The sequence below is a fragment of the Mesorhizobium sp. B2-3-14 genome, assembly GCF_006442175.1.
Taxonomy (GTDB): Bacteria; Pseudomonadota; Alphaproteobacteria; order Rhizobiales; family Rhizobiaceae; genus Mesorhizobium; species Mesorhizobium australicum.
The window spans coordinates 1-12,935 of sequence record NZ_VFVP01000001.1 but is presented as its reverse complement, the minus strand read 5'-3'; the positions used below and the strand labels follow the sequence as shown (position 1 = coordinate 12,935).

Sequence of the window (12,935 nt, the reverse complement as noted above, 5' to 3'; positions counted from 1 at the left end):
GCCCGCAAGCTGGAGACATCCGATGGGCGTTGCCCTCCCGACCGACATCGGCGTCGAGCCAAGCGTTTCCGCCGCTGTGTCACGACTGACCGTCGTGCCGCAGCGCCGTTATGGCATCTGGGTCGGTACGGCGTTCGCCCTGCTGCTGGCCTTCCTCATCATTCGTGCTTTCGCCAGCAACCCGGCCTTTGCCTGGGGCACGGCAGCCGGATACCTGTTCCATCCCTCGATCATGCGAGGCCTCGGCAACACGCTGATGCTCACCGTCATCATCATGGTGCTGGCGATCGTCGTCGGCACCGTCATCGCCATCATGCGGGTGTCGCCGAGCCCGGTGCTGCGCGCCTTTTCCGGCGTCTATGTCTGGTTCTTCCGGGGTGTCCCAGCCCTGATCCAGCTGATCTTCTGGTTCAACCTGTCGCTGCTGGTGCGCGAAATCTCGCTGACTTTGCCGTTCATAGGCACGCTGTTTTCCGTGCGCACCAATGATTTCATGACGCCGTTCTTCTCCGCCGTGGTGGCGCTTTCGCTGTGCGAGGCCGGCTACATGGCCGAGATCATCCGGGCGGGCATCAAGTCGGTGCCGTCTGGCCAGTCGGAGGCGGCGAGCGCGCTCGGCATGCCCTACCGCATGATCCTGAAGCGCATCACCTTGCCGCAGGCCATGCGCTTCGTGCTGCCGCCGACCGGCAATGAGGCGATCAACCTCCTGAAGATGACGTCGCTGGTGACGTTCATCGCCGTCGACGACCTGTTCTATACCGCGCAGAGCATCTATGCGCGCACCTTCGAGACCATTCCGCTGCTGATCGTGGTCGCCTTCTGGTATCTCGCGGTGGTCAGCATCATGTCGGTGGGGCAGCATTTCCTGGAGCGCCATTTCGGCCGCAGCGATGTCAGACGCGACCCCCTGACGGTGCGCACCTTGCGCAACTTGATCAGCCTGCGCGGCGTTGCCCGATGAGTGATGTGAAGTTCGAAAATCGTACCCGCTTCGGGGTGCCTGCCGATTCCATGGTGTTCGCGCGCGGCGTGCGCAAAACCTATGGCCAGCTTGAAGTTCTCAAAGGCGTCGATCTCGATGTACCGGAGGGATCGGTCGCCTGTATCATCGGCCCGTCGGGATCGGGCAAGAGCACGTTCCTGCGTTGCATCAACCATTTGGAAAAACTCAGCGGCGGCATCCTGCTCGTCGACAGCCAGTTCGTCGGCTACGACCTCCAGGGCGAGAAGCTCTATGAGGTGAAGGACGATCTTCTGTGCCGGCGCCGCGCCGAGATCGGCATGCTGTTCCAGTCGTTCAACCTGTTCTCGCACATGACGGTGATGGAGAACCTGATCGAGGCGCCGACGCAGGTGCGGCGCATTCCAGTCGACCAGGCAAAGACCGAGGCGGAGATGCTGCTGCGGCGTGTCGGCCTGGCCGATAAGGTAGACCGCTATCCCCGCGAACTGTCCGGGGGCCAGCAGCAGCGTGTCGCGATCGCGCGCGCCCTCGCGATGAAGCCCAAGGTGCTGCTCTTCGACGAGCCGACCTCGGCGCTGGATCCGGAACTGGTCGGCGAAGTCCTGCAGGTCATGCGCGACCTTGCCGAGAGCGGCATGACGATGGTCGTCGTCACCCACGAGGTCGGCTTTGCCCGCGAGATCGGCGACCAGCTCGTGTTCATGGACGGCGGCGTGATCGTCGAACGCGGCGCACCGCGCGAGATGATCGCCAACCCGGTGTCGCCGCGCACCCGCGAGTTCCTGTCGCGGGTGCTGTAACGAGCGTTAGGGCCACCTCTCAGGCCGCCAACAGCGCCGGGCCTAGCCCCCGTATAATCTTGGCTAGCTCGACGCATTCCCCGTGCCGCGCATTGTTGCGTCGCCAGGCCAGGCAGATCATGCGCTGCGGCATCGGTTCCTGGAACGGCACGATCTTGAGGTCGGGGATGGTGCCGGCGGGGCCGGTCGCCATTTCGGGGATGAGCGTGACGCCGAGCCCGTGCGCCACCATCTGCAGGAGCGTGGTCAGGCTGGTCGCGCCATAGCTTGCCATCGCCACCGGCCGCACATTGCCGCAGACGGCCAGCGCCTGTTCGCGCAGGCAATGGCCTTCTTCCAGCAGCATCAGTCTTTCCAGCGCCGGGCTCTCGGGTGGAACCGGCGGCGAGGCAAAGGCCGGATCGTCCGACGGCACGGCCAGGAAGAACCGGTCGGGAAAGAGCGCCTCGGTGATCAGTCCTGGATGGTCGAGCGGAAGTGCCGCGATGAAGGCGTCGAGTTTTCGCGATGCGGTGTCTTCGACCAGGGAGGTGGTGACCGCCTCGCGCAATTCGAGCAGCAAGGCCGGGAAATGCTTCTTCAGTTCGGGCAAGGCGCGCGGCAGAAGATAGGGCGCGACAGTCGGGATGATGCCCAGCCGGAAGCGTCCCTCCATGGCCGTGCGGCCGCGCCGGGCCGTCGTTTCCACGTCACGTATATCAGCCAGGATGCGCTCGATACGCGGCAACAGGGCGATCGCCTCGTCCGTCATGCGCACCGACTTGCCGCCGCGTTCGAACAGCCGGCAGTTCAGCCGTTGCTCCATTTCGGCGATCTGCGAGGACAGCGCCGGCTGGCTGACACCGGCAAGTTTCGCCGCACGCCCGAAATGCAGCGTCTGCGCCAGCGCGTCGAAATAATGCATCTGGCGAACTGTCAGTCCGATCATGCGGTCAAGGCCATCATAAGAAAATCCTATCGAAATAAACAGGAAAGACAATTTGTTTTTATCGACGGTCTGGCCTAGGCTGGAATGGTTCCAGATTGGCGCGGGCCGCTGGCCGCCCCCAAAATCTCGGCAAAAAATCAACCTCGGCAAATCAAACCTCGGCAAATTGGAGTGAGAGATGGACGCGAAAACCGACGACAGCAGCGCGGGCAAATGCCCTGTCGCGCATGGATCCGCCGGCCGGACCAACCGTGACTGGTGGCCGAACCAGCTTGACCTTGGCGTTCTCCATCAGCAGTCGAACCTGTCGGACCCGATGGGCGAGGACTTCGACTATGCCAAGGAATTCGCCAGCCTCGATCTCGATGCGGTCATCAAGGACCTGCACCAAGTGATGACGGATTCGCAGGATTGGTGGCCCGCCGACTTCGGCCATTACGGGCCGCTGTTCATCCGCATGGCCTGGCACAGCGCCGGCACCTACCGCATCGGTGATGGCCGCGGCGGTGCCGGAGCCGGCCAGCAGCGTTTCGCGCCGCTCAACAGCTGGCCTGACAACGCCAATCTCGACAAGGCGCGCCGCCTGCTCTGGCCGGTCAAGCAGAAATACGGCCGCAAGATTTCCTGGGCCGACCTGTTGATCCTCACCGGCAACGTCGCGCTGGAATCGATGGGCTTCAAGACCTTCGGCTTCGCCGGCGGCCGCGCCGACGTCTGGGAGCCCGAGCAGGACGTGGACTGGGGTTCGGAAACCAAGTGGCTGGGCGACGAGCGCTACTCGGGCGATCGTGAGCTTCGCGGCCATCTCGGCGCCGTGCAGATGGGCCTGATCTACGTCAATCCGGAAGGGCCGAACGGCAAGCCCGATCCGCTGGCCTCGGCCCGTGATATCCGGGAAACCTTCGCGCGCATGGCGATGAACGATGAGGAAACCGTGGCGCTGATCGCCGGCGGTCACACCTTCGGCAAGACCCATGGCGCCGGCGATGCCTCGCTGGTGGGCGCGGAGCCGGAAGGTGACGGCATCGAGGCGCAGGGCCTCGGCTGGTCGAGCAAACATGCGTCAGGCATTGCCGGCGACGCCATCACCTCGGGTCTCGAAGTCACCTGGACCACGACGCCGACCAAGTGGAGCAACAACTTCTTCGACAATCTGTTCAATTTCGAATGGGAGCTGACGAAGAGCCCGGCGGGCGCCCATCAGTGGACGCCGAAGGGTGGCGCCGGTGCCGGCACGGTGCCGGATGCGCACAACCCATCGAAGCATCACGCGCCGGCCATGCTGACCACCGACCTCGCGCTGCGGGCCGACCCGGCCTATGAGAAGGTCTCGCGGCGTTTCCATGAACATCCGGATCAGTTCGCCGATGCCTTCGCCCGCGCCTGGTTCAAGCTGACCCATCGCGACATGGGTCCGGCGGTGCGCTATCTCGGCCCGTTGGTGCCCAAGGAAGAGCTGATCTGGCAGGACCCGATCCCGGCGCTCGACCATGAACTGGTCAACGAGCAGGACATCGCATCGCTTAGGGCCAAGATCCTGGCCTCCGGCCTGTCGGTTTCCGAACTGGTCTCGACGGCCTGGGCCTCGGCTTCGACCTTCCGCAACTCCGACAAGCGCGGCGGCGCCAATGGCGCACGCATCCGGCTGGCGCCGCAGAAGGACTGGGAAGTCAATCAGCCGGCCGAACTGTCGAAGGTGCTTGCCAGGCTCGAAGGCATCCAGACGGAATTCAACACCGCGCAGACCGGCGACAGGAAGGTCTCGCTGGCCGACCTGATCGTGCTCGGCGGTATCGCCGCGGTCGAGAAGGCCGCGAAGGATGGCGGCAACGACGTGAAGGTGCCGTTCACGCCCGGCCGCATGGATGCATCGCAGGAGCAGACGGACGTCCACTCCTTTGCCGCGCTCGAGCCGAAAGTCGACGGCTTCCGCAACTATGTCAGGGGCAAGCAGCCCATGTCGGTTGAAGCCATGCTGGTTGACCGCGCGCAGTTGCTGGGCCTGACGGCGCCGGAACTGACGGTGCTCGTTGGGGGCTTGCGGGTGCTCGGCGCCAATACCGGCAAGTCCAGGCACGGCGTGCTTACCGACAGACCCGGCACGCTGACCAACGACTTCTTCGTCAACCTGCTCAGCATGAGCACGGTCTGGGATCCGGCTGCCGGTTCTGTTCCGGGTTCGGAAGAAGTGTACGAAGCGCGCGACCGCAAAACCAAGGCAGTCAGGTGGACCGGCACCCGTGCCGACCTGATCTTCGGTTCGCATGCGCAGCTGCGGGCATTGGCCGAGGTCTACGGATCGGCGGACGCCGGGCAGAAATTCGCCCGGGATTTCGTTGCGGCATGGACCAAGGTGATGAACGCCGACCGCTTTGACATCGCGGCCTGACCCGAGCTTGAGGACCTACGAAAGAGGCGCGGGCCACGGCCCGCGCCTCTTGCATTCAGGCTCTGGAATCAATCCTTCTCGAAGACACGCACCTTGGCGACGACGCCGGCAATGGCGCCGCCGATCAGCGGTGCGACGATGAACAACCAGAGCTGGCTGAGTGCGGCACCGCCGGTAAACAGCGCCGGGCCGATCGAGCGCGCCGGATTGACCGAGGTACCGGTGACCGGGATCATGGCGAAGTGAATGCCCGCTAGCGTCAGGCCGATGACCAGGCCGGCAAACGCCGTCGAGTGTTTTTCAGCGGTAACGCCAAGGATCACCGTGACGAAGGTGAAGGTGCCGATCAGCTCCCACAGGAACGCCGAGCTCATGCCCCATTTCGTCTCGTCCCAGCCATTGGCGCCGAAGCCGCCGGTATGGCCGCCGGTCTGGCCGGAAACGATGATCCACAACGCCAGCGAGGCGATGATGGCGCCGATGATCTGCGCGATCCAATAGGGGATGACGTCCTTGGCCGGCAGCCGGCCAGCCAGGAACACGCCGAGCGTCACCGCCGGATTGAGATGCGCGCCCGAAATCGGGCCGATCGCATAGGCCGCCGCGATGAGGCCGATGCCGAATGCCAGACCGATGCCTTCCTGGCCAAGCGGCAGCGCGCCGCCGAAGCCCCCCGTCACCACGGACGCCGTACCGATGAACACCAACAGAAATGTGCCTAGAACTTCCGCCAGATAAATCTTCATTGCCCTCTCCTCGTGACGATCCGCCGGTCCACGTTTTCCGCGCCGCGAATCATGACGGCAAGAGTATTCCCAACCGAAAAACTTGGAAAGCAGAGCTGTAGCGCCACACGCCGTCCTTCCGGCCGCCAGTTAAGAACATTAGAGATCTTGTATCTACTAGTCCGCCTGCTTCTAACCGCCGCGAAGATTTACCGGTCGGACAGGTTTAGCCGACCATCGCCAGCTTGCGCTCGCGGCGAGGCCGGGCGGGGTTCAATCCGGACGTGAAAGGCTCTAAGAGCAGACCGGATAATGTGCTCGATTGATGGAATGACGAATGCGACTGGGCGGACGGCTGGCTGCGGCCATTGAAGTGCTGGAGGACATTGGTCGGCGTCACCGGCCGGTGGCCGACGCGCTGAAGGATTGGGGCCTGTCCCATCGCTTCGCCGGCGGTGGGGATCGCGCCGCGATCGGCAACATCGTCTACGACGCGCTGCGCCACAAGCGCTCCGCCGGCTGGTTGCTGGGCGAAGACACGCCGCGAGCCATCGGCTTCGGGGCGCTGCTGCTCGAATGGAGCCAGACGGCGCAGTCGCTCAACGCAGCGCTCGAAGGTGACAAATTCGCGCCGCCGCTGCTGAGCGCCACGGAACTCCAGGCAATCGCGGAACGCCGGCTTGCCGACGCGCCGCCTGCTGTTCGCGCCGACATTCCCGATTGGTGCGAACCGCTTTTCCAGCGGGCCTTTGGCGACACATGGGTCGAGGAGGGCGCGGCGCTCGCCACACGTCCGCCGCTCGACATCCGGGTCAACACGCTGCAGGCCAATCGCGCCAAGGTGTTGGCCGAACTCGCGCAGACCGGTGCCAGTGCCGCACGGATCGCACCCTACGGCATCCGCATCCCGCCGATCGACGGTGACGGCCGGCATCCGAACGTGCAAGCCGAGCCGGCCTTTCAGAAAGGCTGGTTCGAGGTCCAGGACGAGGGGTCGCAAATTGCGGCGGCGCTTGCCGGCGCGACGGCTGGCATGCAGGTGCTCGATTTCTGCGCCGGCGCAGGCGGCAAGACGCTGGCTTTGTCGGCGGCGATGGACAACCACGGTCAAATCTTCGCTCACGATGCCGAAAAGGCGCGGCTGGCGCCAATCTTCGACCGCATTCGCCGCTCGGAAAACCGCAATGTGCAGGTCACCACCAAGCCGGCCGAGCTTGCCCCATTGACCGGCCACATGGACATCGTGCTGGTCGACGCGCCCTGCACCGGCAGCGGCACCTGGCGGCGGCGTCCCGACGCCAAATGGCGGCTGACGCAGAGACAGCTTGATGCCCGCAAGGGCGAGCAGGCGACGATCCTCGATGCCGCCAGAACCTACGTCAAACCCGGTGGCCTGCTGGTCTACGTAACCTGCTCCGTGTTCGACGGGGAGAACGGTGAACAAATCGCCGCGTTTCGCGAGCGGCACGGCGGCTTTGCCCCGGTCGATCATCGCCAGCTCTGGGACAGCCGTTTTCCCGGCCATACCGCCGCGATGCGGATCGGTGCCCTGGGTGGCATTTCGCTCTCGCCGGCGCTGAGCGGCACAGACGGATTTTATTTTTGCGCCTTGCGTCGGGCGAACTGACGCTGTCGTTGACAGCTGCCCGCAGCGCCCCAATTGCAGATGCGCGGCGTTGCGCCGCCACAGGGTGAGTGCTTGCAAAGATATCTGTCGCTTCTGCTGTTCCTCGTCCTGGTGCTGGGCGGAGGCCTGCTGATCGGTTTCGCCACCTTGCCAGGTGCCTGGTATGCATCGCTGGCCAAGCCTTCCTTCAATCCGCCCAACTGGATTTTCGCGCCTGCCTGGACACTGCTCTATGTGCTGATCGCCGTGGCCGGCTGGCGGACATGGTTGCGGGACCCGGCCGGCACCGCGATGAAGATCTGGGGCGCTCAGCTCGTCCTGAATTTCCTGTGGTCGCCAATCTTCTTCGGCGCAAAAATGATGGGGCCTGCTCTGGTCATCATCGTGCTTCTTCTGACCGTCATCGTGCTGTTTATCGCAAGCGTCTGGACCCGCGATCGGCTCGCCGGCTGGCTTTTCGTGCCCTACGCGGCGTGGGTGGCGTTCGCCACCTTGCTCAACGCCTCGCTTCTTTGGCTGAACTAGGTCGCGTTCGATGCGGTTTGCTGCAGTGCAGCAAAAGCATTTGCCTGCCGCTCATGCCTCTGCGATAAGCTTTCCCGGCAAACGTGAAGGCAACGGCGATGGCAGCAAAGATCGTACCGGCTCCGGACTATGAGGATCGCGTCAGGGCGTCCTTCGCCCGCCAGCAGGCGATGGCGACGATCGGCGCCGAACTGACATTGGTGACCCCCGGCATCATCGAGATCGAGATGCCTTATTCGGCGGCGCTGACCCAGCAGCATGGATTCCTGCATGCCGGCGTCATTTCGACGGCGCTGGACTCGGCTTGCGGCTATGCGGCGTTCTCGCTCATGCCGGAGAATTCCGGCGTGCTGACCATCGAATTCAAGGTCAACCTTCTGGCGCCGGGCCGGGGTGAGCGTTTTCTGTTCCGCGGTTCGGTGACCAAACCCGGCCGTACCATCATCGTTGCCGACGGCCAGGCCTATGCCTTCGCCACCGACGGCGAGGCCAAGCTGATCGCCACCATGACCGGGACGATGATGACGGTGCTAGGCCGTGATGGTATCGCTGGGTGAGTGGCCGGTTCGCCGCGGGCGAATTTAATCGTGCCGGCGGCACGGAGCTGCCGCCGGCAGCGGCCATGCCGTTGGCCATAATGTAGCGCAAGCAGGAGGATCGCCATGACTGGCAACGTCGTGCGCATTGGCGGCAAGGATGTCCTCTTCGTCATGGCGGCGCGGGCCGAATATGGCCAGCATCTGCAGCGACTGTTCACGCCGCTGATGACGGGTGTGGGCCCGGTCGAGGCCGGCGTCAGGCTGGGCGCCGAACTGTCCTGGTTGAAGTCGGACAAGGCATTGCCCGATCTGGTGGTATCGCTCGGCTCTGCTGGCAGCCGGACCCTGGAGCAGACCGAAATCTACCAGGCCGTCTCCGTCAGCTATCGCGACATCGATGCCTCGCCGCTGGGCTTCGAAAAAGGCGCGACGCCGTTTCTCGACCTGCCGGTGATCGTACCGTTGCCGTTGCGTATTCCCGAAATCAAGGAGGCGACACTGTCGACCGGCGGCGCCGTCATTACCGGCGCGGCGTACGAAGCGATCGCCGCCGACATGGTCGACATGGAGACCTTCGCCTGCTTGCGCGCCTGTCAGCTTTTCGACATCCCGCTCATCGGGCTGCGCGGTATTTCCGACGGCGCGGCTGATCTCAGGCACGTCGGCGACTGGACCGAATATCTGCACGTCATCGATGAAAAGCTGGCCGACGCCGTCATGCGGCTCGAACAGGCGATCGGTTCGGGCTTGCTCCGGCCGGATTCACCTGGTGACGAGGCGATACCGCTCTGAAAGTCAGGCGACGCAAGCCATTGCGCAGACTCGTTTCTTTCTCTAAAGGCTCGCCATGACGACAGCCAATCACACCGACACCGTCCTGATTGTCGATTTCGGCAGCCAGTTTACGCAGCTCATCGCCCGCCGCATCCGCGAGGCCGGCGTGTTTTCCGAGATCGTGCCGTTCCAGTCGGCCGAGGCGGCATTCAAGCGCATCAACCCGAAAGCGGTCATCCTGTCCGGCGGCCCGGCTTCGACGTCCGATATCGGCAGCCCGCGCGCGCCGCAGATCGTCTTCGATGCCGGCGTGCCTGTGCTTGGCATCTGCTATGGCCAGATGGCCATGTGCGTGCAGATGGGTGGCGTCGCCGAAAGCTCCAACCATCGCGAATTCGGCCGCGCCTTTGTCGAGATCGAGAAGGACAGCCCGCTATTCGAGGGCCTGTGGGCCACAGGCCAGCGCCATCAGGTGTGGATGAGTCATGGCGATCGCGTCATCGCCCTGCCGCCTGGCTTCGAGGTGTTCGGCAAATCGGAAAGCTCGCCCTTCGCCATCTTCGGCAATGTCGAACGCAGGATGTACGGCATCATGTTCCACCCCGAGGTGGTGCATACGCCGGATGGTGCGAGGCTGCTCAGGAACTTCGTCCACAACATCGCCGGCATCGAAGGCGACTGGACGATGCGCGCCTATCGCGAGCACGCGGTCGAGGCGATCCGCAAGCAGGTCGGCAAGGGCAAGGTCATCTGCGCGCTGTCGGGCGGCGTGGATTCCTCGGTGGCTGCCCTTCTGATCCACGAGGCGGTCGGCGACCAGCTCACCTGCATTCTTGTCGACCATGGCCTGATGCGCAAGGACGAGGCCGCTGGTGTGGTGGCGATGTTCCGCCAGCACTACAATCTGCCTTTGATCCTGGTCGACGCCTCTGACAAGTTCATCTCGCAGTTGGAAGGCGAGTCCGACCCGGAAAAGAAGCGCAAGACCATTGGCCGGTTGTTCATCGAAGTGTTCGAGGACGAGGCCAAGAAGCTCGGCGGCGCCGATTTCCTGGCGCAAGGCACGCTCTATCCCGACGTCATCGAGAGCGTCTCCTTCACCGGCGGCCCCTCGGTCACCATCAAGTCCCACCACAATGTCGGCGGCCTGCCCGAGCGCATGAACATGCAACTGGTCGAGCCGTTGCGCGAACTGTTCAAGGACGAGGTGAGGGCGCTGGGCAAGGAACTCGGCCTGCCCGAAAGCTTCATCGGGCGCCATCCGTTCCCTGGCCCCGGCCTAGCCATCCGCTGCCCGGGCGGCATCACGCGGGAAAAGCTGGAGATCCTGCGCGAGGCCGATGCAATCTATCTCGACGAAATCCGCAAGGCCGGCCTCTATGACGCGATCTGGCAGGCCTTCGCCGTGCTGCTGCCGGTGCAGACCGTCGGCGTCATGGGCGACGGCCGCACCTACGAATTCGTCTGTGCGCTACGCGCCGTGACCTCCGTCGACGGCATGACGGCTGACTTCTACCACTACGACATGGCTTTCCTGGGCACCGCCGCCACGCGCATCATCAACGAAGTCCGCGGCATCAACCGCGTGGTGTATGACGTGACGTCGAAGCCGCCTGGCACAATCGAGTGGGAGTGAAGGAGCGGCAATCGCGTAGTTTCGGCGGCGAGTTTTGCCAGCGAGAATTGTTATCGTCCGGGTCTCACTTTCGCTGAACTGGCATTCTTCATCTCCAGGCTGGCAAGTCCGATCTGCGCCCCTACGGCGTAAAACGGCGTGCACAAAGGCAAGGTCTGGCGCCTTGTCATCCTTGGAGTGATCTGCGTTGGAGCGTGAAACTTCCGGATGTCCGGCTCGCCCGTGGCAGCGATCAAGGTCCAGCGTTAGTGCGCTGGCGGGCTCTCGTTACGCTGCCCCGCATCTTCTGCCGCGCTGGCTCATATCAGGCGTGCGCTCGTTCGATCTCACAAGCCGATCCGGGTGGCTGCAGCTCCTTCATGTTGAATATTAACCGTTCGCCCAAGTTGGACGTTGACGCCTCCTCCCCAGTAGAGTTAATAATCTCCTAATATAAGCATTGTCTAAAATCTCTTGATCGGAAACCGGCGATTTAGACGATGCAATTGGGTTGGGAGACGTAGCGCTGCGACAACGCCGTCGCAGCCGCCATCATGCGATCATCATCCGCTAGCTCCAGCCGGCACTGCTTGTCCGGCAGGCTCGCTGATGATGCGCCGCACTCGCTTTCAACCCAGCTGTGTGGCGACTTTGGGATCGATGCTCGGACAGAGCGTGGTCGTATAGGACTATCAACAAACAGGCGTTGGGGCGTCTGCTACACAAACAGGGGTTGAAAATGGCTACTCAGGTCACCGGTGCCGGCGGCACCACGGCGTCATTCTCCAATACACCGCAGGCGAAGGACGACACCTTCCTCTATTCGGAAGATGCAACGGGGGTCCTTGTCCTGAACGTTTTGGCGAATGATCTGGGTGGTGCAGCCAAACAGCTCTACTCCATCGACAACTCAGACAGTTTGTCGACCGCAACCAAGACATATGCTCCCGCAGATCTGCTCACGCGGGATACGACATATTCTACTGATAGTTCGGGAGCCGCCGGGACCACCGACACAAGCTTCTTGGGAGCCAAGATCTGGATGGCCAGCGATGGCACAATCCACTACGACACGGCGAGTATCGCTGGGCAGCTACAGGCACTTTCTGCGGGTGAGGTTCTCGTCGATAAGGTGACCTACGCTATTCAACTCGGCAACGGCACGCTGAGCTGGGCCACTGCCACCGTTCAGTTCACCGGCACGAATGACAAGCCCGATATCCATCTGGTGACGACCGACAGCGCGGCCGCGTCGCTGATCGAGACGAACTCGGCTCTGACGAAGAGCGGCACGCTGACTGTGAACGACGCTGACGTCTCCGACACAGTAACCGCAAGTGTCGCCTCAGTGTCGCTCGCCGGCACCCTTGGCGGCCTGAACAGCGCCGCCGTCATCGGCATGATGACGGTTTCACCGACCTCGCTGACGGCTAACCCTGGCGAAACCAACAATCTGGGCTGGACCTTCAATTCGGCGCCACAAGCCTTCGACTTCCTGGCTGTCGGCGAGACGCTGACGCTCACCTACACGATCAAGGCCGACGACGGCCATACAGGCACCGACATGCAGACGGTGACGATCACCATCAACGGCACCAATGACGCGCCGGACATCACCGTTGGCGCCGGCGACAGCGCTACAGCCTCGCTGACCGAGACCAATGCAGCCCTGATGAAGAGCGGCACCCTGACGGTGAACGATGCCGACCTCTCCGATACGGTGACTCCTAGCGTGACATCTGTATCGCTCGCCGGCACAACGGGCGGTCTGAACAGCGCCGCGGTGCTCGGCATGCTGACGGTGTCGCCGGCCTCGCTTGCCGCCAGTCCGACCGACACGCACAATCTGAATTGGTCGTTCAACTCGACACCGCAAGCCTTCGACTTCCTTGCCCAAGGCGAGACTCTGACGCTCACCTACACGATCAAGGCCGACGACGGCCATACCGGCACCGACACGCAGACGGTGACGATCACCATCCACGGCACCAACGACGCACCGGTAGCGGTCGCGGACAGCGGCTCTGCCACCGAGGCCGGGATCAC

Annotated in this window: 11 protein-coding genes; 9 read left to right on the top strand and 2 right to left on the bottom strand. The window is 63.4% G+C overall.

Annotation, left to right across the window (positions count from 1 at the left end):
* Positions 1-22: 22 nt before the first annotated feature.
* Both FJ950_RS00055 and FJ950_RS00050 read left to right on the top strand, forming a co-directional pair.
* Positions 23-964 carry an amino acid ABC transporter permease gene (locus FJ950_RS00055; RefSeq protein ID WP_140614556.1) on the top strand — a complete coding sequence of 314 codons (942 nt, stop codon included), beginning with the start codon at positions 23-25 and terminating at the stop codon, positions 962-964.
* Complete coding sequence (locus FJ950_RS00050; protein ID WP_140614555.1) at positions 961-1,767, top strand: amino acid ABC transporter ATP-binding protein; 807 nt, start codon at positions 961-963, stop codon at positions 1,765-1,767. The genes FJ950_RS00055 and FJ950_RS00050 overlap by 4 nt, the downstream gene beginning before the upstream one ends.
* Positions 1,768-1,786: 19 nt before the next feature.
* Here FJ950_RS00050 and FJ950_RS00045 read toward each other — a convergent pair whose 3' ends face one another.
* Positions 1,787-2,695: a hydrogen peroxide-inducible genes activator gene (locus FJ950_RS00045; protein WP_015316520.1), complete on the bottom strand. Its 909-nt coding sequence runs from the start codon at positions 2,693-2,695 to the stop codon at positions 1,787-1,789.
* Between the two features lie 178 nt (positions 2,696-2,873).
* Between FJ950_RS00045 and katG the strand changes: the two genes are divergently transcribed.
* Positions 2,874-5,084 (top strand): catalase/peroxidase HPI, encoded by a 2,211-nt coding sequence (katG, locus tag FJ950_RS00040; protein WP_140614554.1) that lies wholly within the window; start codon positions 2,874-2,876, stop codon positions 5,082-5,084.
* Between the two features lie 68 nt (positions 5,085-5,152).
* On the opposite strand, the gene FJ950_RS00035 is transcribed toward katG, so the two are convergent.
* On the bottom strand, positions 5,153-5,830 hold the full coding sequence (locus FJ950_RS00035; RefSeq protein WP_140614553.1) for an MIP family channel protein: 678 nt from the start codon (positions 5,828-5,830) through the stop codon (positions 5,153-5,155).
* Positions 5,831-6,146: 316 nt separating this feature from the next.
* Here FJ950_RS00035 and FJ950_RS00030 point away from each other — a divergent pair, with 316 nt between their 5' ends.
* The 6 genes from FJ950_RS00030 to FJ950_RS00005 all read left to right on the top strand — a co-directional run.
* Positions 6,147-7,436, top strand: coding sequence for an RsmB/NOP family class I SAM-dependent RNA methyltransferase (locus tag FJ950_RS00030; protein WP_140614552.1), 1,290 nt, complete (start codon positions 6,147-6,149; stop codon positions 7,434-7,436).
* A 72-nt stretch (positions 7,437-7,508) separates the two neighbouring features.
* Positions 7,509-7,961, top strand: a complete 453-nt coding sequence (locus FJ950_RS00025) for a TspO/MBR family protein (protein WP_246681256.1) — start codon at positions 7,509-7,511, stop codon at positions 7,959-7,961.
* Positions 7,962-8,059: 98 nt separating this feature from the next.
* Positions 8,060-8,518, top strand: coding sequence for a PaaI family thioesterase (locus FJ950_RS00020; protein WP_023771340.1), 459 nt, complete (start codon positions 8,060-8,062; stop codon positions 8,516-8,518).
* Between the two features lie 105 nt (positions 8,519-8,623).
* On the top strand, positions 8,624-9,292 hold the full coding sequence (locus tag FJ950_RS00015; protein WP_015316526.1) for a 5'-methylthioadenosine/S-adenosylhomocysteine nucleosidase: 669 nt from the start codon (positions 8,624-8,626) through the stop codon (positions 9,290-9,292).
* A gap of 55 nt (positions 9,293-9,347) precedes the next feature.
* The gene (guaA, locus tag FJ950_RS00010) at positions 9,348-10,910 is read left to right on the top strand and encodes a glutamine-hydrolyzing GMP synthase (RefSeq protein WP_140614551.1); all 1,563 of its coding nucleotides are present in this window, start codon (positions 9,348-9,350) and stop codon (positions 10,908-10,910) included.
* Between the two features lie 718 nt (positions 10,911-11,628).
* On the top strand, positions 11,629-12,935 hold a 1,307-nt coding region (locus tag FJ950_RS00005), incomplete at its 3' end, for a VCBS domain-containing protein (protein WP_210242347.1).